Annotated in this window: 15 protein-coding genes; 11 read left to right on the plus strand and 4 right to left on the minus strand. The window is 68.8% G+C overall.

What is annotated here, in order from left to right:
- Window positions 1–162 precede the first annotated feature (162 nt).
- The 4 genes from H9X80_RS07595 to H9X80_RS07610 all read left to right on the plus strand — a co-directional run bounded on the left by H9X80_RS07595 (window position 163) and on the right by H9X80_RS07610 (window position 7,634).
- Window positions 163–1,125: a CPBP family intramembrane glutamic endopeptidase gene (locus tag H9X80_RS07595; protein WP_204793743.1), complete on the plus strand. Its 963-nt coding sequence runs from the start codon at window positions 163–165 to the stop codon at window positions 1,123–1,125.
- 193 nt (window positions 1,126–1,318) lie between these two features.
- The gene (gene gltB, locus H9X80_RS07600; protein ID WP_204793744.1) at window positions 1,319–5,968 is read left to right on the plus strand and encodes a glutamate synthase large subunit; all 4,650 of its coding nucleotides are present in this window, start codon (window positions 1,319–1,321) and stop codon (window positions 5,966–5,968) included.
- A 2-nt stretch (window positions 5,969–5,970) separates the two neighbouring features.
- Entirely contained in the window at window positions 5,971–7,440 is a 1,470-nt protein-coding gene (locus H9X80_RS07605; RefSeq protein WP_204793745.1) for a glutamate synthase subunit beta, read from the plus strand.
- Window positions 7,441–7,442: 2 nt separating this feature from the next.
- Window positions 7,443–7,634, plus strand: a complete 192-nt coding sequence (locus H9X80_RS07610) for a hypothetical protein (RefSeq protein WP_204793746.1) — start codon at window positions 7,443–7,445, stop codon at window positions 7,632–7,634.
- 12 nt (window positions 7,635–7,646) lie between these two features.
- Here the strand turns inward: H9X80_RS07610 and H9X80_RS07615 are convergent, their stop codons facing one another.
- Complete coding sequence (locus H9X80_RS07615) at window positions 7,647–8,579, minus strand: zinc dependent phospholipase C family protein (protein WP_204793747.1); 933 nt, start codon at window positions 8,577–8,579, stop codon at window positions 7,647–7,649.
- Window positions 8,580–8,947: 368 nt separating this feature from the next.
- Here H9X80_RS07615 and H9X80_RS07620 point away from each other — a divergent pair, with 368 nt between their 5' ends.
- The 3 genes from H9X80_RS07620 (at window position 8,948) to H9X80_RS07630 (ending at window position 13,002) form a co-directional block, all read left to right on the plus strand.
- Entirely contained in the window at window positions 8,948–10,093 is a 1,146-nt protein-coding gene (locus tag H9X80_RS07620; protein ID WP_204793748.1) for an ABC transporter substrate-binding protein, read from the plus strand.
- Between the two features lie 116 nt (window positions 10,094–10,209).
- Entirely contained in the window at window positions 10,210–11,919 is a 1,710-nt protein-coding gene (locus H9X80_RS07625) for an ABC transporter permease (protein WP_087351156.1), read from the plus strand.
- A gap of 3 nt (window positions 11,920–11,922) precedes the next feature.
- Window positions 11,923–13,002, plus strand: coding sequence for an ABC transporter ATP-binding protein (locus H9X80_RS07630; RefSeq protein WP_204793749.1), 1,080 nt, complete (start codon window positions 11,923–11,925; stop codon window positions 13,000–13,002).
- A gap of 580 nt (window positions 13,003–13,582) precedes the next feature.
- Here H9X80_RS07630 and rnhA read toward each other — a convergent pair.
- Both rnhA and polA read right to left on the minus strand, forming a co-directional pair.
- On the minus strand, window positions 13,583–14,059 hold the full coding sequence (rnhA, locus tag H9X80_RS07635) for a ribonuclease HI (protein WP_204793767.1): 477 nt from the start codon (window positions 14,057–14,059) through the stop codon (window positions 13,583–13,585).
- Between the two features lie 89 nt (window positions 14,060–14,148).
- Complete coding sequence (gene polA, locus H9X80_RS07640; protein WP_204793750.1) at window positions 14,149–16,839, minus strand: DNA polymerase I; 2,691 nt, start codon at window positions 16,837–16,839, stop codon at window positions 14,149–14,151.
- A 641-nt stretch (window positions 16,840–17,480) separates the two neighbouring features.
- Between polA and H9X80_RS07645 the strand changes: the two genes are divergently transcribed.
- Both H9X80_RS07645 and H9X80_RS07650 read left to right on the plus strand, forming a co-directional pair.
- Complete coding sequence (locus tag H9X80_RS07645) at window positions 17,481–19,571, plus strand: glutamine synthetase III (protein WP_204793751.1); 2,091 nt, start codon at window positions 17,481–17,483, stop codon at window positions 19,569–19,571.
- A gap of 320 nt (window positions 19,572–19,891) precedes the next feature.
- A complete protein-coding gene (locus H9X80_RS07650; RefSeq protein ID WP_204793752.1) occupies window positions 19,892–20,275 on the plus strand; it encodes a heavy-metal-associated domain-containing protein in 384 nt (127 codons plus the stop codon).
- 549 nt (window positions 20,276–20,824) lie between these two features.
- On the opposite strand, the gene H9X80_RS07655 is transcribed toward H9X80_RS07650, so the two are convergent.
- Window positions 20,825–21,568: an HAD family hydrolase gene (locus H9X80_RS07655; RefSeq protein ID WP_204793753.1), complete on the minus strand. Its 744-nt coding sequence runs from the start codon at window positions 21,566–21,568 to the stop codon at window positions 20,825–20,827.
- Between the two features lie 373 nt (window positions 21,569–21,941).
- Here H9X80_RS07655 and rpsA point away from each other — a divergent pair, with 373 nt between their 5' ends.
- A complete protein-coding gene (gene rpsA, locus H9X80_RS07660; RefSeq protein ID WP_204793754.1) occupies window positions 21,942–23,102 on the plus strand; it encodes a 30S ribosomal protein S1 in 1,161 nt (386 codons plus the stop codon).
- A 100-nt stretch (window positions 23,103–23,202) separates the two neighbouring features.
- Entirely contained in the window at window positions 23,203–24,270 is a 1,068-nt protein-coding gene (locus tag H9X80_RS07665; protein WP_204793755.1) for a M20/M25/M40 family metallo-hydrolase, read from the plus strand.
- Window positions 24,271–24,413: the final 143 nt, after the last annotated feature.

Raw genomic sequence — 24,413 nt, forward strand, 5'->3', positions numbered from 1 at the left:
GGGCGGGTAGGGGCCTGTCGACGGTCTTCTCGCCCAAGGCGTCGCCCGGCTCCCGCCGTCCGCCCGCCCGGCGAGAAGGGCTTGCCGCAGGGCGCGACACCCGTCCGCCCGGCGAGAAGGACCTGCGATTGGGTATCCTCCGAAGAAAGACGGGAGGTCCTCATGGGGTTCGTCGCACGGCACAGGCTCGGCTGCTCGCTCGCGCTCTTCGTGGCGGGGCTCGTGGCGCTCGGCGTGGTGCCGAGCTTTCCCGCCCTGCCGTTCTACCTTGACCAGGCGCTCCAGCGCGTGCTGCTCTCGGCGCTCGTCTGCGCCTTCATGGCGCTCCTTGGCGGGGGACGCACTCTTGCGCCCACCTCGGCCGGCCTGCGCTCGTCCCTGCGGCTGGGCGCCTACCCGGTCGCCGTGGCGGCGTCGCTGCTCGCCTTGGAGCTGACGGGGGTCCTGCAGCTGCTCGCCGGGCCGGCGTCCGCGTCCGCGGCCGCGGGGCTTGAGATTCAGCCCGCCTGGCTTGCCGACCTGCTCGGCGTGGCCGCCCTCTGCGCCTTCGTGGGCGTCTTCGAGGAGGTGCTCTTCCGTGGCGTCCTTCTTGGCGGCCTGCTCTCCCGGTTCGGGGGTACCAGAAACGGGCTGCTCGTCTCGGCACTGGTCTCGTCGGTCGTCTTTGGGATGGCGCACGTGGGGTCGGCAGCAGGTGCCACCGACCCGCTGACCCTTGCGCAGATGCTGCTCAAGACCGTCCAGGCCGGCAGCATCGGCCTCGTCTTCGCGGCGGTCTACGTGCGCACGCGCAGCATCTGGGGCGTGGCGGCCCTCCACGCCCTGACGGACTTCATGCTCATGGCGCCGCTCGCGGTCCTGGGCGGCGGCGAGGAGGCGCTGGGCAGCTACGTCGTGTCGGGCGGCGACGCGCTCTCCGTGGCCCTGGGCCTGGCGCTCGTGGTGGCCTACCTCCTTGCGGTGGCGCTCTACGCGCCCTGCGCCGTCCGGGGCTGGCGTCTGCTCGAGGGCGCGGCGCTTCCCGCGCGCGGGCCCCTCGAGCCCGGCTGGGACGCGTGCGAGGACGACGGGTCAGACTCGTGCGCGCCCGACGACTCCCGGCCCGTGCCGCCGGCGGGCCTCTAGGGCGGCCCGGCGGAGACGAGAGGTTCTTCTCGCCGTGGTTGGTGTGAACATTTCGACGTCATTTCAGGTGCGCGTCACGTTCATGAACGACCGGAAACGTTCACGTAGCGAACGCGTAGCAACTTCGTCTCGCTTTGGGAGTCCGCCCCCGGCGCGCCCTAGACTCGCCTTGAGGACAAAAGAGGGGAGACCCATGCAAACAACCGACACCCAGGCCACCGCGGCCACCCAGGCCGCCGGCACCGCCGCCCACCGCGCGCCCGGCCTCTACCGGAGCTCCTACGAGCACGACGCCTGCGGCATCGGCGCCATCGCGCACCTCAAGGGCCAGCGCAGCCACCAGACGCTCGACGACGCGCTGTCGGTCCTCGTGAACCTCGAGCACCGCGGCGGCAAGGGCCTCGAGCGCAACACCGGCGACGGCGCAGGCGTGCTCTTCCAGGTGCCGCACCGCTTCTTCCGCAAGGAGGCGCAGAAGGAGGGCCACCTGCTGCCCGACGAGGGCGACTACGGCGTGGCCATGCTCTTCTTCCCGCACGATGACCCGGCGGGCGTGGCCGCGGCCAAGCGCGTCTTCGAGGAGGGCTGCGCGCAGACCGGCGTGCCGCTGATGTTCTGGCGCGAGGTGCCCGTTGACCCGCACGACCTCGGCTCTACGGCGCAGGCCTGCATGCCGACCATCTACCAGGCGTTCCTCCGTCGCCCGGAGGACGTGGCGGCCGGCATGGACTTCGAGCGCCGCCTCTACGTCTGCCGCCGCACCATCGAGCGCGCCGCGGACAAAAACCCAGCGCTCGCGGGCAAGATCTTCTACGTGTGCTCCATGTCTAGCCGCACGATCGTCTACAAGGGCATGCTCGTGGCCACGCAGATGCGCCGCTTCTACCTGGACCTCAACGACGCGGCCGTGGAGACCGCGCTCGCCCTGGTGCACTCGCGCTACTCCACCAACACCACCCCCAGCTGGGAGCGCGCGCACCCCAACCGCTACATCATCCACAACGGCGAGATCAACACGCTGCGCGGCAACGTCTCCTGGATCCGCGCGCGCGAGCCCCGGCTCTACTCGCCGGTCCTTGGCAAACAGCTCGAGCAGGTCATGCCGATCATCAACCGCGAGGGCTCGGACTCCGCGATCCTGGACAACGTGCTCGAGTTCCTCTACATGAACGGCCGCCCCATCGACCGCGCCGTCACCCTGATGATGCCGGAGCCCTGGGACCACAACCCCGCACTCAGCGAGAAGCGCCGCGCCTACGACGCCTACCAGTCCATGCTCATGGAGCCCTGGGACGGCCCGGCCGCCATCGTCTTCACCGACGGCCGCCGCGTGGGCGCCGCGCTGGACCGCAACGGCCTGCGCCCCGCCCGCTACTACGTCACGCGCGACGACCGCATCATCCTCTCCTCCGAGGTGGGCACCATCGACGTGGACCCCGCCAACATCCTGCGCACGGGCTGCCTCGGCCCCGGCGAGATGCTCGAGGTCGACCCCGACCAAGGGCGCGTCCTGTGGAACGACGAGATCCGCGACCGCTTCGCCGGCGAGAAGCCCTACCGGGACTGGCTCGGCGAGGAGACCATCGACCTGGCCGACCTCGCGGACCCCGCCGCCACCGACGCCGAGCCCGAGCCCGACGCCGACCTGCCGCTCGTGACCCGCATGGCCAAGCTCGGCTACCATTACGACGACGTCGACGAGGTCGTGCGCCCGATGGCCGAGAAGGGCGGCGTGCCCCTGGCCTCGATGGGCGTCGACGCGCCGCTGGCGTGCCTGTCCACCAAGACCCGCTCGTTCTTCGACTACTTCAACCAGCTCTTCGCCCAGGTGACCAACCCGCCGATCGACGCGCTGCGCGAGAGCATCGTCACGAGCTCGGTGCTCTACCTCGGCAACCACGGCAACCTCCTGGAGGACTGCCGCGACTCCTGCCGCCTGGTGCGCCTCCAGGGGCCGATGCTCTCCGAGGCCGACTTCCGGCGCATCTGCGCGATCGACCGCGTGGGCTTCAAGGCGGCGCGGGTGCGCGCGGCCTACCCGGCGGGCGGCGAGCACGCGCTCGAGCACGCCCTCGACGAGCTGGCCGCGGCGGCCGAGCGCGCGGTGGCCGGCGGCGCCAACATCGTGGTGATCTCCGACCGCGCCGGCGCCGGCGAGGAGTCCGTCCCGTCGCTTCTGGCCCTCGGCTGCGTCCACAACCACCTCATCCGCTGCGGCCTGCGCACGAGTGCCGACCTGGTGGTGGAGACCGGCGACGCCTTCTCCGCGCACGACTTCGCGTGCCTGGTGGGCTACTCGGCGAGCGGCATCTACCCCTACATGGCCCACGAGTGCATCGCGGACCTCTGCGCGCGCGGCGAGCTCGACCTCACGCCCGAGCAGGCCATCGCCAACTACGACCGCGCGGTCACGAACGGCATCGTTTCCATCATGTCCAAGATGGGCATCTCCACGATGCAGGGCTACCACTCCGCGCAGATCTTCGAGATCCTCGGCCTCTCCGAGGAGCTCGTCGACAAGTACTTCACGTTCACGGCCACGCGCGTGGGCGGCCTCACGATCGACGACGTCCAGCGCGAGCTCGACGCCCGCTTTGACGAGGCGCGCGCCCTGGCCAAGAGCCCCTCGCCCACGCAGCTGCCCACGCTCGGCCTCACCAAGTGGCGCCCGCAGGGCGGCGAGGAGCACCTCATCGACCCCAAGACCATCTACCTGCTGCAGCGCGCCTGCCGTGAGGGCGACTACGAGCTCTTCAAGGAGTACAGCGCCTGGGTCCACCGGCCCGGCCGCGCCGTCACCCTGCGCGACCTTATGGACTTCTCGCCGGCCGGGCCGGCCGTGCCGCTCGATGAGGTGGAGCCCGCCTCCGAGATCGTGCGCCGCTTCAACACTGGCGCCATGAGCTACGGCTCCATCAGCCGCGAGCAGCACGAGTGCCTCGCCATCGCGATGAACCGCCTGCACGGCCGCTCCAACACCGGCGAGGGCGGCGAGGACCCCGCCCGCGAGGTGACGCTTCCCAACGGCGACTCCAAGTGCTCGGCCATCAAGCAGGTGGCCTCCGGCCGCTTCGGCGTGACGAGCCGCTACCTGTGCTCGGCCATCGAGATCCAGATCAAGATGGCCCAGGGCGCCAAGCCCGGCGAGGGCGGGCACCTGCCCGGCAAGAAGGTCTACCCGTGGATCGCGGAGGTGCGCCAGTCCACGCCCGGCGTCGGGCTCATCTCGCCGCCGCCCCACCACGACATCTACTCGATCGAGGACCTCGCCGAGCTCATCTTCGACCTCAAGAACGCCAACCCCGGCGCCCGCATCTCCGTGAAGCTCTGTGCGCTCGCGGGCGTGGGCACCATCGCCACGGGCGTGGCCAAGGGCGGGGCCGACAAGATCCTCATCTCCGGCCATAACGGCGGCACCGGCGCCGCCCCGCGCGACTCCATCTACCACGCCGGCATCCCGTTCGAGATCGGCCTGGCCGAGACGCAGCAGACGCTGCTGAGAAACGGCCTGCGCTCCCGCGTGGTCGTGGAGACCGACGGCAAGCTCATGAGCGGGCGCGACGTGGCCATCGCGGCGCTGCTCGGCGCCGAGGAGTTCGGCTTCGCTACGATGCCGCTCATCGCCTGCGGCTGCCTCATGCAGCGCGACTGCCAGCGCGACACCTGCCCGGCCGGCATTGCCACGCAGAACTGCACGCTGCGCGGGCGCTTCTCCGGCAAGCCCGAGCACGTGGTCAACTACATGACCTTCGTGGCCGAGGAGCTACGCGAGATCATGGCCTCCCTCGGCTTCCGCACCGTCGACGAGATGGTCGGCCGTGCCGACTGCCTGCGCCAGGTGCCGGTGGCCGGCGAGAAGAACTGGAAGGCCAACCGCATGGACCTCTCCGACCTTCTCGCCCCCGCGACGTGCGAGTACGGCCGCGCCATCCCCGGGGCCGATGGGCGCCACTTCCTGCCCGAGATGGGCCCCGACCTGGAGCTGGGCAAGACGCTCGACGCCACGCTCTTCGTGCCCTACACCGAGCAGGCCCGCGCGCACCTCGAGCCGATCCGCTTCCACGCCGACATCGACAACGTCAACCGCTGCGTGGGCACGCTGCTGGGCAGCTGCGTGACCAAGGCACACCCCGCGGGCCTGCCCGAGGGCTCGATTACCGTCGACTGCGACGGCTCCGGCGGCCAGAGCTTCGGCGCGTTCCTGCCGGCCGGCATCACGCTCAACATCGCCGGCGACGCCAACGACTACTTCGGCAAGGGGCTCTCCGGCGGCGTGCTCTCCGTGCGCCCGCCCGAGGGGGCGACCTACAAGTTCGACGAGAACGTGATTGTGGGCAACGTCGCCTTCTACGGCGCCACGAGCGGTCGCGGCTTTGTGAACGGCCTCGCGGGCCAGCGCTTCTGCGTGCGCAACTCCGGCGCCACCGTGGTCGTCGAGGGCGTGGGCAACCACGGCTGCGAGTACATGACCGGCGGACGCGTGCTCGTGCTCGGCGAGGTCGGGCCGAACTTCGCGGCCGGCATGTCCGGCGGCGTGGCCTTCGTCTACGACGCCTTCGGCACGCTCGCGAGCCGCTGCAACACCGAGCTCGTCGACCTGACGAAGCCGAGCGAGGCGGAGCTTGCCGAGATCCACGACCTCATCGAGGAGCACGTGCGGCGCACCCAGAGCCCGCGCGGCATCAAGATGCTCTACCAGTTCAAGACCATCCGGAGGCACTTCGTGAAGGTGGTGCCGCGCGACTACGAGCGCGTGCTCGAGCACGTCGCGCGCGCCGAGGCGGAAGGCCGCAGCCACGCCGAGGCCCTTCAGTCCGCCTTCGACGCCATGAGGGAGGCATAACCATGGGCAAGCCCGGAGCGTTTCTCACGGTGGGCCGCCACGCCCACGAGCTGCGTGCGGTGGGGGAGCGCACGCGCGACTACGCCGAGCTCTACGAGCAGCTCACGCCGGAGCTCCAGCGCGAGCAGGCGAGCCGCTGCATGATGTGCGGCGTGGCCTTCTGCCAGGCGGGCTTCGGCTTCGGCAAGGCCCGCCCGAGCGGCTGCCCGCTGCACAACCTCATCCCCGAGTGGAATGACCTCGTCTACCGCGGCCTCTGGCGCGAGGCGGCCGACCGCCTGGCGCTGACCTCGCCGCTGCCGGAGTTCACGAGCCGCGTGTGCCCGGCGCTGTGCGAGGCAGCCTGCAACCTCGGGCGCGACGACGAGCCCGAGACCATCCACGACAACGAGCGCGCGATCTCCGACTGGGAGTGGGCCCACGGCGGGCCGCGCCGCTTCGAGCCTGCCGCCGAGGGCGCCCCGCGCGTGGCCGTGGTGGGCTCCGGCCCGGCCGGGCTCGCCTGCGCCTGGGAGCTCGCACGCCGCGGCGCCCGCGTGAGCGTGGTGGAGCGCGCCGACCGCGCGGGCGGCCTGCTCATGTACGGCATCCCCAACATGAAGCTCGAGAAGGACGTGGTCACGCGCCGCGTGGCGCTCATGGAGGAGCTCGGGATCGAGTTCCGCCTGGGCACGAACGCCGCCGACGCCGCGGTCGCGGCGGGGCTGCGTGCGGACTTCGACGCCGTGGTGGTCGCCGCGGGCGCCCGCTCGCCGCGCGGCCTTGCCGCCGAGGGCTTCGGCGAGGGAATCGCGGCCGGCGGCGTGGTCTACGCGGTCGACTACCTCACGGCGTCCACGCGCGCGCTGCTCGACGGCGGCGAGCCGTCCGTGAGCGCGGCCGGGCGCGACGTGGTGGTCATCGGCGGCGGCGACACCGGCAACGACTGCATGGGCACCGCGGTGCGCCAGGGCGCCCTCTCGGTGCGCCAGATCGAGTTCATGCCGCGCCCGGCCGACCCAGACGCCCCCGGCGCGGTGCGCTGGCCGGAGTGGCCGAGCGTCTGCAAGACCGACTACGGCCAGGCCGAGGCCATCGACCTCATGGGCGGCGAGTGCCGCGAGTGGGGCGTGGACACCCGCGAGGTCCTCTTTGACGAGGCGGGCGCCGTGCGCGGCATCCGCGTGGTGGACCTCGACTGGGCCTCGGGCCGTCCCGAGGCCGTGGAGGGCTCGGACCGCGAGATGGCCGCGCAGCTGGTGCTCATCGCCTGCGGGTTCACGGGCCCGGAGCGCGGGGTGCTCGACGCGCTCGGCGTGGCCGTGGGCGAGCGCGGGCTGCCGCAGGCGGCGGCGCCGGGCTCGCACCGCGTGTCCGCCGAGGGGCGCGTCTTTGCCGCCGGGGACGCGCGCAACGGCTCGTCCCTCGTGGTCAACGCCATCGCGGACGCCCTGTCCTGCGCGTCCGAGGTGGCTGACGAGCTGGGGCTCTAGCCATGGACGGCGACGAGAGTGGCATCGTCTGGATGGTCGACGGCCGTGAGGTCCCCTTCGAGCCGGCCGGGGAGTCCCGCCGCCCCTGGCTCGAGGAGTCCTCGGCCTGGGGAGACCCCGACGACCCCTCTGAGCGTCCCGACGATGGCGAGAAGGACGACGGCTCCGAGTCGCCCCAGCTGCTCTGGGTCTAGGCGGACGTCGCCCTAGTCGTCGGTGCCCGGGCGGCCCTCGTAGCTGAGGCCGGCGACGAGCTCGCTCAGCTCGTCGCGCCGCCCGCGCACAAAGGCCTCGGCAATCCTCGGGTAGGCGAGTCGCGCCTCGTCAAAGAGGTCTGCGAAACTGTCGTGGCGCACCTCGCCGGTGAAGGGGTGCGTCCACGCGCGGCGCTCCAGGTTGGCCGCCGCGCACTCCTCCGTACGACGTACGTAGTGGTTTGCCGCCTCGGCGAGCGAGCGCCCGCGCGCGAGCCGCTCGGCGGTTCCCACCACCCGCGCACGCCGGCACCCCGCCGGCTCGATCAGCTTGCAGAGGCGCTCGTAGTCGCGCACGGCGGCGCCGTACTCGCCTGCGCCCAGGGCGGTCCCGTAGACCGAGAGGCCCACCTGCGAGAAGAGCGCCCCGCCCACCCGCTCTATGCGTGCGGTGCGCATGAGGTTGGTTGCGGCGGGCCTCTCCAGCACGGTGGCGTGCCGCTTCTCCCACAAGATCCACGTGTCAACGTCTGACTCGATGAGCGCGTGCACCTCCCGCTCGGCCGGTGCCAGGCTCGGGTCGGCGCCCGCGAGGGCGCGCTGCTGCGCTATCACAAAGGGGTGCGTCGCGCGGTCGAGCACGTAGTGGCCGAGCAGGCCCAGGGCAAACGCGCGGCCCACGCGCTCGTCGGTGACGGGCAGGTGGCTCACTCCATCGCGAAGGGCCAGGAAGGCGCGCGTGGCGCGGGAGGCCTGCATCTGCTCGGCGAACCGGTGGCAGGTCCGGGCGCGGGAGGGCAGCGTCGAGAAGCGCGCGAAGAACGGGTCGGGCCCCTGGTTGGCCAGGAGGAAGGCGAGAAGCTCCTCCTCGCCCCCGAGCAGGCCCGCGGGGAGGTCCTGGGCGAGGTCCTCACCGAAGATGTGGTGGGTAATGAGCGCCGGCATGGCTCTCCTCTCTCGACGACCCCTCTAGGGTAGCGCAACGCCTGCTACGAGGCGGTCGGCGGCCCGGGACGAGGAGCTTGGCGCCGTACCCCGGCGCCGTGTCCCGGCGCGTCGTCCTTCTCGCCCTTCCCGTGGCGGCACTCGCCCCCGAACGGCCGTCCTCGCGTCCCCGGCGCCGGTCCCCGCACGTTGAGCTGTAACCCCCACACCCCTGAACGGCAAATCTCACACCCCTCCTTACCACGCGTTTCCGACGCCCCTCGACCACTCGGCGAAACGCTCTGTAAAACCTTCGTAAGAAACGTTAAAAGGATGTAAAGGAGCTCCCCTGCGCCTTGGGGGAGAGGAGAAAAGGGAAGGGGACACCTATGTCGAGCATCTCTCGCAGGAACTTCATCGCCGCCTCTGCGGCCGCCGTGGCTGGCCTCGGGCTCGTCGCGTGCAGCGGTGACACGGACTCCAACGGCGACAGCTCCGCCGCCACCGCCACCGACAACCGCGTCGGCGCGTCCGAGGACCTCGTCAAGGCCGCGCAGGAGGAGGGCACGCTCGTCGTCTACGGCTCCTGCGAGGAGGACTACCTCGCCGCCGCCTGCAAGCACTTCGAGGAGCTCTACGGCATCAAGGTCGAGCAGCAGCGCCTGTCCACCGGCGAGGTCCAGGCCAAGATCGAGGAGGAGAACGGCAACCCCTCCGGCGACGTCTGGTTCGGCGGGACGACCGACCCCTACAACGTCGTCACCAGGGAGGGCCTGCTCGAGCCCTACGCCGCCGCGAACGCCTCTCACATTACCGACCCCAAGTACCAGGACGCCGACGGCAACTGGTACGGCATCTACACCGGACTGCTCGGCATCATGTACAACAAGGACGAGGTCGAGCGCCTGGGCGTGAAGCCCCCCGAGGACTTCGCCGACCTCACCGACCCGCAGTACGAGGGCCTCATCTGGTCGTCCAACTACAACACCGCCGGCACCGCCAAGCTCATCATCAACACGATGATCCAGAAGTACGGCCATGACGAGGGCATCCAGTACCTCGTGGACCTCGACAAGAACGTCGAGGTATACACCAAGTCCGGCTCCGGCCCGTCCAAGAACATCGGAACCGGCGAGTGCACGATCGGCCTGGGCTTCCTTCACGACGGCATCTTCCAGATAGTTGACCAGGGCTACGGCAACATCGAGCTCGTCGTGCCGTCCTCCGGCACCTCCTGCGAGGTCGGCGCCACGGCCATCTTCAAGGGCGCCAAGCACCCCAACGCCGCCAAGCTCTGGATCGAGTACGCCCTCTCTCCCGAGTGCGTCGAGCTCGCCGCGCAGAACGGCTCCTACCAGTTCCTCGTGATCGACAACGCCCAGCAGCCCGAGATCGCCACGGAGTTCGGCCTGGACCCGAACAACGTCATGGACTATGACTTCGAGGACGCCAAGAACAACACCGACACCTACGTCGCCGAGGTCATGGAGGCCCTGGGCGGCGGGGACGACCGCTTCGAGACCGAGGACGCATAGCCTGACGTCCCCGTGCCCGCATCGCGTTTCTCGCCAAGGCACGACTGCGCCGGGCGGATGCATTCCCACATCCGCCCGGCGCTCGCACGTCCCAGAGCCAGTGAGGGAGAGTGACAATGGCCCGATCACAGAGCGCGGAGCTCGATCGTAAGAAGCTCCTTGCCGACCCCATCATGATGACCACGATCGTGGTGCTCATCGCGTTTCTCACGCTGTTCATCCTGTACCCGCTCGCGATACTGCTCGTCGACAGCTTCATCACGGAGCGCGGCCCGAGCCTTGAGGTCTTCGAGCGCATCTTTCAGATGCAGACCTTCACCACGGCGATCACCAACACGCTCGCGGTCGGCCTGCTGGTGAGCGTGGCCTCGGCGCTCGTGGGGCTGCTGTTCGCCTACGTCGAGGTGTACGTGAAGCTGCGCACGAGGTTCCTCTCGGGCCTCTTCAAGGTCGTCTCGATGCTGCCCGTGGTCTCCCCACCGTTCGTGCTGTCCCTGTCCGTGATCATGCTCTTCGGAAAGTCCGGCATCATCACGCGCTACCTGCTCGGCATCTACGATAACTCGGTCTACGGCTTCTGGGGCATCTTCGTCGTCCAGACGCTGACGTTCTTCCCCGTGTGCTACATGATGCTGCGCGGCCTGCTCAAGAACATCGACCCCTCCCTCGAGGAGGCGGCGCGCGACATGGGCGCCGGCCGCTGGAAGGTCTTCACGAGCGTCACGCTCCCCCTCATCCTTCCCGGCCTGGGCAATGCGTTTCTCGTCACCTTCATCGAGTCGATCGCCGACTTTGCTAACCCCATGATCATCGGCGGTTCGTACGACACGCTTGCCACTACTATCTACCTGCAGATAACCGGGGCCTATGACAAGGAGGGCGCCGCTGCGATGGCGGTGGTGCTGCTGTGCATCACGCTGCTCATGTTTATCGTGCAGAAGTACGTCCTCGAGGCGAAGAGCACGGCCACGCTCACCGGCAAGGCCTCGCGGGCGCGCATGCTCATCACGGACCGCTCCGTGACGCTGCCGCTCACCATCCTGTGCGCCATCATCGCCGTCTTCGTGGTCGTCATGTACGCGTGCGTGCCCTTCGGCGCCCTCTTCAAGACCTGGGGCTACGACTTCACGCTCACGCCCAAGTGGTTCATCCAGGTCTTCGAGCGCTACCACGGCCTTGAGGCGTTCCGCGACTCCTTCGTGCTCTCGCTCATAGCCGCGCCACTCACGGCCCTGCTCTCGATGATCATCTCCTACCTCGTGGTCAAGCGAAACTTCCGCACCAAGGGCTTCATCGAGTTCGTCTCGATGCTCGCCATGGCGGTCCCTGGCACGGTGCTCGGCGTCGGCTTCATCCGCGGCTTCTCCGCGGGCGTCTTCCGCACCGGGTTCCTCCAGGGGCTCTACGGCTCGGCTGCCATCCTGGTCATCGTCTTCATCGTGCGCTCCCTGCCCACGGGCACGCGCTCGGGCATCTCGGCCCTGCGTCAGATCGACAAGTCCATCGAGGAGAGCGCCTACGACATGGGCGCGGACAGCTTCACGGTCTTCCGCACGGTGACGCTGCCGCTCATCAAGGACTCGTTCCTCTCCGGCCTCGTGACCGCGTTCGTGCGCTCCATCACGGCCATCTCGGCAATCATCCTGCTCGTGACGCCTCAGTTCTTCCTCATCACCGTTCAGATCAACGAGTTCGCCGAGAAGGGCTCCTACGGCATCGCGTGCGCGTTCGCCACGATCTTGATCGCGATCACCTACGGCTCGGTTCTGCTCATGAACCTTGTCATCAAGCACTTTGGGACCAGCAAGTACACCGAGGAGGCCTAGAGCATGGCTAAGGAGAAGAAGGGCGTGCGCCTCGAGCACGTCTCCAAGATCTACCAGGACCCCAAGACCAAGAAGGACTTCTACGCGGTTCATGACGCTAACATTGACATCGCCCCGGGCGAGTTCGTCACGCTGCTCGGCCCCTCCGGCTGCGGGAAGACCACGATCCTGCGCATGATCGCCGGATTCGAGAGCCCCGACGAGGGCGAGATCTACCTCGGCGGCGAGCCCATCAACGCCCTCACGCCCAACAAGCGCGACACGGCGATGGTCTTCCAGAGCTACGCGCTGCTGCCCCACTACAACATCTTCGACAATGTGGCCTACGGCCTCAAGCTGCGCAAGATGCCCAAGGAGCAGATCGCCGAGAAGGTCCACGCCATCCTCGCCCTGGTGGGGCTGGAGGGCATGGAAGACCGCATGACCAACCAGCTCTCTGGAGGCCAGCAGCAGCGCGTCGCGCTCGCGCGCGCCCTGGTGATCGAGCCGGGCGTGCTGCTCTTCGACGAGCCGCTCTCCAACCTTGACGCGAAGCTGCGCGTGGACATGAGAAACGAGATCAGGCGCATCCAGCAGGCGGCCGGCATCACGGCCATCTACGTCACGCACGACCAGTCCGAGGCCATGGCGCTCTCGGACAACATCATCGTCATGAAGAAGGGTGTGGTGGACCAGATCGGCGACCCGCACACGGTCTACTACCACCCCGTGGACGAGTTTGTTGCCGACTTCATCGGCGAGTCCAACTTCCTGCGCGGCAAGCTGACCGAGAAGGAGAGCGGCCACTCCGGCGTGGCGACGATCGAGGGGTGCCCCGTCGAGGTGGCCGACATCGAGCACCTCTCGGTGGGCGACGACTGCGTGCTCGTGCTGCGCCCCGAGGCCGCCAAGCTTGCCGACGAGGGCGTGCTGCCGTGCAAGGTGACGCTCTCGCGCTTCATGGGCAACTACCAGAACTACCAGGTGATGGTCGGGGACACGCTCGTCAAGATCACCGACTTCAACCCCAAGAACCACAAGGTCTACGAGGTGGGTGACGAGGCGTTCGTCAACTTCACCGCAAGTGACGTGCACGTGCTGTAGCGCGTGCCCTCTTCTCGAGCGACCCCCTTTGCTTGGGCGGGCCGGCCTGCATGTCGCGGGTCGGCCCGCCTCCGCGTTCTTCTCGCCGTGGTGGCTCGCTGATCGTCACGTTCCGAGCTCTGGAGCGTGACTTTACGCGAGTTTTCGTGCTGCGGCTCGCTGGTTGTCACGTTTTCGGGTCCAAAAGCGTGACTTTGCGCGAGTCGTAGGGCCGCAACTTGCTAGTTGTCACGTTTTCGGATGCCAGAACGTGACTTTGCGCGAGCTGGCGCTCAACAACTCGCTAATTGTCACGCTTCCGAGAAAAAAGCGTGACTTTGGACGAGTTTTCGCGCCCCGACTCGCTGATTGTCACGTTTCCAAGCTCAAAAGCGTGACTTTGGACGAGTCGGCGCACCACGGCTCGCTGATTGTCACGTTTCCAAGCCCAAAAACGTGACTTTGCGCGAGCCAAGCAGCTCAAGCTCGCTCAAAGTCACGCTTTGCTAGAGGAGCCGGCGAGAAGTACGTCCAGACTGCAGCCTCGTGCCGGCTCACGTTGTCCCGCAGCGCCGTGCCGGCCCGCATCGCCTGCCGTCCGCTACCCCTCGAAGCCTGCGTCCTCCATGAGCCCGCTTCCGTCGGCGGCTGCCGTGGCCAGCTCGTCGCAGCGCTCGTTCTCGGGGTGGCCGGCGTGGCCCTTGACCCACCTCCAGCTGACCTCGTGGCCGTCCATCGCGGTCAGCAGGCGCTTCCAGAGGTCGACGTTCTTCACGGGCTGCTTGCTCGCCGTCTTCCAGCCGCGCCGCAGCCACCCGCCGATCCAGTTCTTCTCGAAGGCGTTGACCACGTACTGGGAGTCCGTCGTCATCTCCACCACGCAGGGGCGGCGCAGCGCCTCGAGCGCGGCGATTGCGCCCATGAGCTCCATGCGGTTGTTGGTGGTGCGGCGGTAGCCCGCGGAGAGCTCGCGCTCGTATGTGGCGCCGTCGGGGCCCGTGTAGCGCAGCAGCGTCCCGTAGCCTCCCGGGCCGGGGTTGCCACGCGAGGAGCCGTCCGACCACGCCTGCACGCGCATGCGCCCGCCCGCGCCGACGCCGCCTGCGGCCCCAGCGTTCTTCTCGCCGTCAAGGCCGGCGCCTGCGGCAAACTCTGCCCAGCTCGCCACTACTTGGCCTCCGCCCAGTTGGAGCCGTAGGAGACCTCGGCCACAAGCGGCACGCGGAGCTCGGCCACGCCCTCCATCGTCTCTTTCACGAGCGCGCTCACGGTCTCGATCTCCCCCTCGGGCACCTCGAAGTCCAGCTCGTCGTGGATCTGCAGCACCAGCTTCGTCGCCAGGCCCTCCTCGGCCAGCCGCGCCGCCACGTGCACCATCGCGATCTTGATGATGTCGGCCGCGGTGCCCTGCATCGGGTGGTTCATCGCCGTGCGCTCGCCAAAGGCCACGAGCTGGCGGTTCTTCTGCTTGAACTCCTTGATGTGGCGCTTGCGCCCGTACATGGTCTCGGCGTAGCCGCGCTCGTGGGCGAGGCGCACCGACTCGTCGAGGAACGCGCGCACGCCGGGGTAGGCCTCGAAGTAGCGGTCGATCATCTCCTGCGCCTCGGCGCGGGGGATCTTGAGCGAGCTCGCCAGGCCAAAGGCCTGCTGCCCGTAGACGATGCCGAAGTTCACCGCCTTGGCGCGGCTGCGCAGCTGCGGCGTGACCTCGTCCACCGGCACGCCGAAGACGCGCGCCGCCGTGGCGCGGTGGAAGTCCGCGCCCTCGCAGAAGGCCGCGATGAGGTGCTCATCGCCGGAGAGGTGGGCCAGCAGGCGCAGCTCGATCTGCGAGTAGTCGCAGGCCAGGAAGACCGAGCCCTCGGGCACGGTGAACGCCTGGCGCACGCGGTGGCCGAGCTCGGAGCGCGTGGGGATGTTCTGCAGGTTGGGGTCCGAGCTCGAGAGGCGCCCGGTGGCCGTGACCGTCTGGTTGAGCGTGGTGTGGATGCGCCCGTCGCCGGCCACGAGCGCCGGCAGTGCGTCGAGGTAGGTGCTCTTGATCTTGGAGCGCTCGCGGTACTCCAGCACCTCGGCCACGATCTCGTGCTCGCCCGCCAGGTCGGCGAGGACCTTGGCGTTGGTGGAGTAGAAGCCGCGCTTGGTGCGCTTGAGCCCGTAGGTGGGAAGGCCCAGCACGTCAAAGAGCACGTGGGAGAGCTGCTGGGGGGAGTCGATGTTGAAGTCCTCCCCGGCTGCGGCGTGGATCTTCTCGACCATCCCGGCGATCTCCGCGCCGAGCTCGGCCGACTGCGCCGCCAGGACCGAGGTGTCCACCGAGAGCCCCTCGCGCTCCATCTGCGCGAGCACCGGCACCAGCGGCATCTCCATCTCCTCGAACAGGCGAGAAGAACCGTCGGCCTGGAGCCGCTCGCGGAGCACGTCCACGAGCCGGTGCGCGCACCAGGCCTCGAGGGCCGCGGCGGGCAGCACGTCGGTGGGGGCGGGCAGCGCGTCCGGGAGGAAGGCCTCCGCGAGCTCGGCCACGCCGAAGGAGCCGCGCTCGGAGTCGAGCAGGTAGGCGGCCACGGCCACGTCAAAGATGCGGGACGGGTCCACCTCGCGCGCGGAGAGCGCCTCGGGGCGCGAGGAGTCGGCGGGGGAGAGCACGTGGACGAGCGCCTTGACGTCGCCGGCGGCCAGGCGCCCCTCGCGGAAGAGGCGCGCGAGCGCCGCGTCGGCGGCCGCGCCCTCAAGCCGACAGATCTTCTCGCCGTCCGAGGCCCAGAGCACGTGGGAGAGGCCGAAGAGCGCGCCGTCGGCACGGTCGTCGTCGACGGAGCAGCCGACCCAGGCCCCGTCCGCGACCATCGCGTCAAACGCCGCGCCCGCGTCGTCGCCGGCAAGCGGCTCGGGCAGCTCGACGGCCGCCGGCGCCTCCGCCGCGCCCGTCTCGCCGAGCGCCGCGCGGGCTGCCGCCACCGCGTCGTCGCCGGCCAGGCGCACCAGGCGGCTCGTCATGCCGGTGAAGCCGAGCGCGGAGAAGGCGCGCGCCACCTCGGCGGGGTCGAAGGTGGGGAAGCGCGCGTCGGCGAGGTCGAGCTCTATCGGGGCGTCCGTGCGGATCGTGGCCACCTTGCGGCTGACCAGCGCGTCCTCCACGTGCGCGCGCAGGTTCTCGCCCATCTTGCCCTTGACCTCGTCGGCGTGGGCGATGACCTCGTCGAGGCTGCCGTACTGCACGATGAGCGCGGCCGCCTTCTTGGGGCCGATGCCCGGCACGCCCGGGATGTTGTCCGAGGAGTCGCCCTTGAGGCCGTAGAAGTCCGGCACGAGCTCGGGCGTGATGCCGTGGTAGAGGTCCTTCACGCTCGCGGGGTCCATGACCTGGACCTCGCTCACGCCCTTCTTGGTGGAGACCACCTTCACGTGGTCGGTGGTGAGCTGGTACATGTCACGGTCGCCGGTGAAGAGATACATGTCGTACCCGGCCGCCTCGCCGCGGCGGGCCAGGGTGCCCAGGATGTCGTCGCCCTCCCAGCCCTCGAGCTCGGCCACCGGCACGTCCAGGGTGCGCAGCAGGTCCTTGACCATCGGGAACTGCTCGTGCAGGGCCGGGTCCATCGGCGGGCGCTGGGCCTTGTAAGAGGGGAGCATCTCCATGCGCACGCGGGGCTTGCCCTTGTCGAAGGCGCAGATCACGCCGTCGGGGCGGAAGGTCTCCACGAGCTTGATGAACATGTTGAAGAAGCCGAAGAGGGCGTTGGTGGAGCGCCCGTCCGGCGCGTTCATCGGCTGGCGGATCGCGTGGAAGGCGCGGTGCATGAGGGAGTTTCCGTCGATGACGGCGATGGTGCGGGCGGCGGTGTCGGCCATGGGGTTCCTCTCGTCTTGCGTGTCGTCCCATTGTAGGCGAGAAGGACGACAAGAACCCCGGGGGCTCCCCGCCTATGATGGGGCCGGCGCCGTCGCGGCGGACGCGGCGGGGCCGCGCGCCGGCGTGGCGGGCTCAGCAGGGTCGTGCGTCGGCTTGGCGGGTTCAGCGGGGCCGCGCGCCCTTCTGCCCCCCGCGCCCTTCTGCCCTTGCGCCTGAATCGCCGGGTGTGTGCGTTTTCGGTGCCAAAATGGGGCCCTCTGTGCGCACCGTCGCGCACACACCCGGCGATTCAGGCGCTCAAACGCGCAAACCCCCGGATTCTTGCGCGGCGGAGATGCCGCTGCGGCGATGACGCGGCGGGCAGCAACGGCGCGGCGGAGATGCCGCTGCGGCGATGACGCGGCGGACACAACGGCGCGGTGGTCCGGGCGGCGATGACGCAGCGGGCGCAACGACGCCGGGACGCGCCTGCGGCGGACGCAACGACGCCACTGCACGCCCGCGAGGTTCTTCTCGCCACGCCCGCCGCATGCGCGCAACGCATCTGCCGCGCGAGCTTCACGCGAAGGCAACGGCTATGAAACAATGGGCACGTACAGTAGTCGACGGAATCCCGCACGCACCGACAGAAAGGGCGCACATGGGCAAGGACAAGGTCACGGAGGAGTACGGTAGCCTGCTGTTCACCGACAAGGTGATGCAGGAGCGTCTCCCCAAGCCGACGTACAAGGAGCTTCGCCAGGTCATCGACGAGGGCAAGCCCCTGGACCTCGACATCGCCAACGAGGTCGCGCACGCGATGAAGGACTGGGCGCTCGAGAAGGGCGCCACGCACTTCGCGCACTGGTTCCAGCCGCTGACCGGCATCACCTCCGAGAAGCACGACAGCTTCATCACCCCCAAGAGCGACGGTACCGTCCTCATGTCCTTCTCGGGCAAGGAGCTCGTCCAGGGCGAGCCGGACGCCTCCTCGTTCCCCTCGGGCGGCCTGCGCGCCACCTTCGAGGCCCGCGGCTACACCGCCTGGGACCCCACGAGCCCGGCCTTCATCAAGGACGAGGTCCTCTGCATCCCCACCGCGTTCATCTCCTACACCGGCGAGGCGCTTGACAAGAAGACCCCGCTGCTGCGTTCGCAGGTCGCCCTTGCGACGCAGGCCAAGCGCGTGCTCAAGCTCTTCGGCCGCGAGCCCAAGCGCGTCTTCACCACGATCGGCCCGGAGCAGGAGTACTTCCTCATCAAGGAGGAGGACTACGAGAAGCGCCCGGACCTGGTGCTCACCGGCCGCACGCTCTTCGGCTGCGAGCCGGTCAAGGGCCAGGAGCTCGAGGAACACTACTTCGGCACCATCCGCCCGACGGTCAACGAGTTCATGAAGGAGGTCGACGACGAGCTCTGGAAGCTCGGCGTGCCGGCCAAGACCAAGCACAACGAGGTCGCCCCGTCCCAGCACGAGCTCGCCCCGATCTTCGAGCAGGGCTCGCTCGCCGTTGACGACAACCTTCTCACCATGGAGAAGCTGAAGCTGCTGGCCACCCGCCACGGGCTGGCCTGCCTGGAGCACGAGAAGCCCTTCGAGTACGTCAACGGCTCCGGCAAGCACAACAACTGGTCCATCTGCGCCGACGACAAGAACCTCTTGGAGCCGGGCGACAAGCCGAGCGAGAACCTGCAGTTCCTGGTGTTCCTCGCCGCGCTTGTGGCCGCCGTCGACGAGCACGCCGACCTGCTGCGCATGAGCGTCGCCTCGGCCGGCAACGACCACCGTCTCGGCGCCAACGAGGCGCCGCCCGCGATCATCTCCGTCTTCCTGGGCGACGAGCTCGACGCCATCGTCGAGGCCCTCATCAACAAGGAGGAGCCCGAGGACCACGGCTCCGAGCGCATGGACCTGGGCGTCCCCGCGCTGCCGAGCGTCCTGCGCGACAACACGGACCGCAACCGCACCTCCCCGTTCGCCTTCACCGGCAACAAGTTCGAATTCCGCATGTGCGGCAGCCAGCAGAACCTCTCCGACCCCAACGTGGTCCTCAACACCGCGGTGGCCGAGCAGTGCGACCGCTTCGCGACCAAGCTCGAGGGCGTGAGCGAGGAGGAGTTCACCACCGTCGCGCTGCGCTGGGTGCGCCACACCCTTCGCGACCACCAGCGCGTGATCTTCGAGGGCAACGGCTACTCCGAGGAGTGGGAGGCCGAGGCCGAGCGCCGCGGGCTGCCCAACCTCAAGAGCACGCCGGATGCGCTGCCCGTGATCGTGGACCCCAAGACCGTCGAGTTCTACGGCAAGTACCACGTCCTCGACGAGGCCGAGCTCCACGCCCGCTACGTCTCCAAGGCCGAGCAGTACGCCAAGCTCCTCAACATCGAGGCCAACACGATGGTCTACATGGCGCGCAGCCTCTACATGCCGGCGCTCTCCGACTTCTCCGGCGACCTCGCCACCGCCGTGGCCACCAAGGCCGAGATCGGCATCGAGTCCCCGGCCGAGAAGGACCTCGTCAAGATGGTGACCGACGGCATCACCGCCATCAGCGCCGCCGCGGCCGACCTTGAGGCCAAGAACACCGAGACCCAGGCGCTCGAGGACCCGCAGGCCCAGTGCAACAGCTACCGCGACGTGGTCATCCCCGCGATGGAGACCCTGCGTGCCGCCGTCGACGGCATGGAGAAGGTCTGCGGCGCCGACTACTGGCCGGTCCCGACCTACAACGAGATGCTGTTCTGGGTGTAGGTTCGCTGTCTCGCCGGCTCGCCTCTGCCAAGGCGTCCGTTCCTCCCAGCCGCCCCGCGTGCCCCTTCGGCCGCGGGGCGGCTTTCGTGTGGTGCGGGGCGGCGCGGCGTTGCGAGTGGCGCGCCGAGCGGCGCGTTGCGGGCGGCGGTGTTGCGAGTGTCGCGCGGCGGCGCGTTGCGGGCGGCGCGCGGCGGGTTCTTCTCGCCCGTCCGTGGCGAGCCGTTTGAAGTGCCCTGTGAGGATCCGTTTTGCCCGACAAGTAGTAAGCTTAGGCTAACAATAGCTTGCGACCTGGGTCGGCTGAGGAAGGACGGTGCGTGATGGGTGTGACGGACGTTGCGGTGATCGTGGTGGTTCTCGCCGTGGCGGCGGTGGCGGCGTGGCGGTTCGTGGGGAGCGTGCGCGGCACGCGCGACTGCTGCAGCGGCGCGGCCAAGGGGGACGCGCCCGCCCGCGCGCCGCGGCCGGCGGACACCAACCCTGCCCACTACCCCTACGCGGCCACGCTCGAGGTGGGCGGCATGACCTGCGAGCACTGCGCCGCGCGCGTGGCGACGGCTCTCGACGAGCTGGGCGGTACGTGGGCCGAGGTGGACCTTGCCGCCGGGACGGCCCGCCTGCGCTCCAAGGCGCCGATCGACGAGGCGGCGGTGCGCGGCGCCGTGGAGGCGGCCGGCTACGAGCTGCGCGGCGTCTCTCGGTAGGCGCGGCTGCAGGAGGTGGGGCCGTGTGGAATCCCCGCTAAAAATTTCCGTTGGAAATCCCCGCCAAAATCCCCGTTAGGAATCCGGGGATCTTTGGCTCCCGAGGTACTAACAAGCGCCCAAACCTAACCGTAGGGCCTTGCGGCACACTAAGCTACCGGGATTCCTAACGGGCGCGGGGACGCCGTGGCCGGCGAGGGGTCGGGTGGCAGGGAACGCACTGCCCACGGACGTTTCCCAGGAAGATTCCGTCCGGAAACGGTGCCCCGTCATCGATGCATACCGTTGCCGGACGTTCTGCCGTCTAGTTCCGTCCAGAAACGGTGCCCGTCGGAGGCGCGTACTGCTTTCGGACATTCTGTAGGGAGGTTCCGTCCGAAAACGGTGTTCCATCAGAGGCACGTACCGTTTCCGGACACCACACGGGGAGGTTCCGTCCGAAAACGGTGCGGCGGCCGGGTGCGTCCGGCGAGAAGGGCTAGCGCGAAAAGGGCCGGCAACAAGAGCCCACCCGGCGAGAAGAACCTCCCGCCCCCAGGTTCTTCTCGCCTAGGGGAGGGCGTCCTCGGCGTCGAGGCGCGCCACCAGGTCCGGGAGCTGCCGCGCGAGCTCGGCCATGGACCCGCGCCAGACGGCGCTTCGGGGTCGGGCGTGGCCGACGTAGGCGGTGCGCAGCCCGCAGTCGGCGCGCGGGAGGTCGCGCACGGCGTCGTTGCCGACCATGAGGCACTCTTCCAGCCGCATGCCGAGCTGGTTGGCGAACTCCTGGTAGTAGCGGGCGCTCGGCTTGCAGCGCGTGGAGTTGGACATCGTCGAGACCAGCGCGAAGTCGTCCACGTGGACGCCCGCCCACTCCATGCGCGCTTGGTCGCAGGCGAGCGAGAAGGTGGGGTTGGTGGCCAGCGCGCAGGTGAGCCCCGCCGCCCACACGGCGTCCACGGCCTCGCGCGCACCCTCCACGGGACGCGCGGCCACGAGCCCGTCGGAGAAGTCGGGCACGATCTCGCGCTCGTAGAAGTCCATGAGGTCGTGGATCACGGGGTCGTCGAGGGGGATGCCGGTGCTCGCGCGGAAGGTCTGGGTGAAGAGCTGCTCGTTGGTGAGGGAGTCGGTGCGCCTCTGCGAGTCGATGGCGAGCAGCGCCTTGGCGAAGGGCACGCCCAGGCGCGCCGGGCTCATGCGCGCCGCCTCCCCGAGCAGACGGGCGGCCCCGGCGGCGTAGCGCACGATGAAGGCAGAGAGGTTGAGCCTCAGGAGCGTGTCGTCCAGGTCAAAGAGCACTGCCTTGATCATGGCCGCCTCCCTTTCGTCGCCGAGCCCTCCTGGGCACTGCCGTCGATTCCCTCCGAGCGCCAACGCCGGGCCGTCGTCCTTCTCGCCAGGACGTCCCGTGGCGCCGCGCGAGACCCCCCACGGGCGCCGCGCGAGACCCCCACGGGCGCCGCGCGCGAGCCTGTCTTGGAGAAAATAATAAATACCCATGTGTCTCGCTTGAAATACACACGTGAAAAACGTTACTCTATCCTCCGTGTGGGCACCGGGCCTGCACAACCGTATCTGTCGGCCCCCGAGAGCATGTAAGTTTCCACGTAGACGCCGCGATTTGAGGCACTGCAGGCAGCGACCATGACGACCGGGGCCCCGTTAGTTCGAAAGGGGTCCACCTTTGAGTGAGATTCAGAACTCGTCCATCTTCGCGCTGGACGACATCTCCGACGAGGAGATGAACAACCTCATCGACGGCACCGTGACCGACTTCGACGAGGGCGATCTCGTCACCGGCACCGTCGTGAAGATTGAGCGCGACGAGGTTCTGCTTGACATCGGCTACAAGTCCGAGGGCGTCATCCCGTCCCGTGAGCTCTCCATTCGCAAGGACGTCAACCCCGCCGACATCGTCGCCCTGGGCGACGAGATCGAGGCGCTCGTGCTCCAGAAGGAGGACAAGGAGGGCCGTCTCGTCCTGTCCAAGAAGCGCGCCGAGTACGAGCGCGCCTGGAACCGCGTGGAGGAGAAGTTCAACTCCGGCGAGACCGTCGAGGGCGAGGTCATCGAGGTTGTCAAGGGCGGCCTGATCCTCGACATCGGCCTGCGCGGCTTCCTGCCCGCCTCCCTCGTCGACCTCCGTCGCGTCAAGGACCTCAACGCCTACCTCGGCACCCGCATCGAAGCCCGCGTCATTGAGATGGACCGCAACCGCAACAACGTCGTCCTCTCCCGCCGCGTGGTCCTCGAGGAGGCCCGCAAGGCCGAGCGCCAGGAGATCCTCTCCAAGCTCAAGGTCGGCATGCGCCTCAAGGGCACCGTCTCCTCGATCGTCGACTTCGGCGCCTTCGTCGACCTCGGCGGCATCGACGGCCTGGTCCACATCTCCGAGCTCTCCTGGAACCACGTCAACCACCCCTCCGAGGTCGTCAAGGTCGGCCAGGAGGTCGAGGTCCAGGTGCTCGACGTCGACCTCAACCGCGAGCGCATCTCCCTCGGCCTCAAGCAGACCACCGAGGATCCGTGGCGCATGCTCGTCAAGAAGTACCCGGTCGACGCCATCGTCGAGGGCACCGTCACCAAGCTCGTCACCTTCGGCGCGTTCGTCGACCTCGGCGAGGGCGTGGAGGGCCTCGTGCACATCTCCGAGATGGCCAAGCAGCACGTCGACCAGCCGTCCCAGGTCTGCCAGGTGGGCGACAAGGTCCAGGTGAAGGTCATGGAGATCGACCTCGACCGTCGTCGCATCTCCCTGTCCATGAAGGCCGCCGCCGAGACCCTGGGCACCGAGGTCGAGGTCAAGCCGCTTCCCGAGAGCGACAAGGCCGAGGACGCCGAGTAGCACCTCGCCTGCGCCCGCGCCTCTGGGCGTGCCGCGCATCGCATCACGTTATGTCGGGGCCGTCCCGCAGGGGGCGGCCCCCTTTTTGGACGGAGGGACCATGCCTGTCACGACCACCGAGCATCAGATCGACCCCCAGTACCTGCTCGACACCCTGCACGAGTGCGTGGAGGTGGAGAGCCCCGTCGGCTACTACCCGGAGATCCACGCCTGGCTGCGCGAGACGCTCGCCGAGCTCGGCTACGAGATGACGATGGACAACAAGGCCACGGCCTACGTGCGCGTTTCGGGCAAAAGCGACGAGAAGTGCGTCTGCCTGGGCGCCCACCTCGACACCATCGGCCTCGTGGTGCGCGGCTTCAACGACGACGGCACCCTGCGCGTCCGCCAGCTCGGCGGGATCAACTACGCGAGCATCGAGGGCGAGACCTGCCTCGTGCACTGCCGTGACGGCCGTACCGTGGCTGGTCAGGTGATCTGCAACCACCACTCCGTCCACGTCTGGGGCGAGGCCAAGACCGACCCGCGCACCGAGGACACCATGTCCGTCTCCCTGATCGCCGACGTCAAGTGCCCCGCCGACGCCCGCGCGCTCGGCGTCACCGAGGGCGCGATCGTCGGCATCGACCCGCACTTCGAGGCCTTCGATAATGGCTACATGGTGAGCCGCCACATCGACGACAAGGCGGCCGTCACGGTCCTTCTCGACGTGCTCCGGTGGCTGCGCGACTCCGGCGAGCAGCCCGCCTACGACACGCTCTTCGCCTTCCCCATCTACGAGGAGATCGGCCACGGCGCCTCCTGGGTGCCAGCCGAGGTCAGCGAGTACGTGGCCGTGGACATCACGCTCATCGGCCCCGACTACACCGCCGACGAGCACTCCACGGCCGTGATCTGCTCCGACGCCAAGGGCCCCTACGACTGGGAGCTCACCAACACCCTCATCGCCTGTGCGGAGTCCGCCTGCACCGAGGGCCGCTGGGGCACCCAGGTCTGCTTCCACTACTCTACCGACGCCAACGCCGCCTACGTGCACACCAACGACCTGCGCTCCGGCGCCTTCGGCATGGCGTGCCTCAACACCCACGGCCGCGAGCGCTGCCACGTGGACGCCCTCGTGGAGACCGAGCGGCTCGCCCGCGCCTACGTTATGGGCGAGGGCCGCTAGGCTCGTAGGGTACGTACACCCGGCTTCAGGGTACGTACACTTCCGCAGCACCTACGTTCTTCTCGCCAGCTCATCTACCTGCGGAGACGTCAAGAGGCCCGGCGAGAAGGACCTCGGGGAGTGTACGTACCCTGTCGTGCGAA

The organism is Olsenella profusa (assembly GCF_016900315.1).
In the GTDB taxonomy this organism is placed as follows: domain Bacteria; phylum Actinomycetota; class Coriobacteriia; order Coriobacteriales; family Atopobiaceae; genus Thermophilibacter; species Thermophilibacter profusus_A.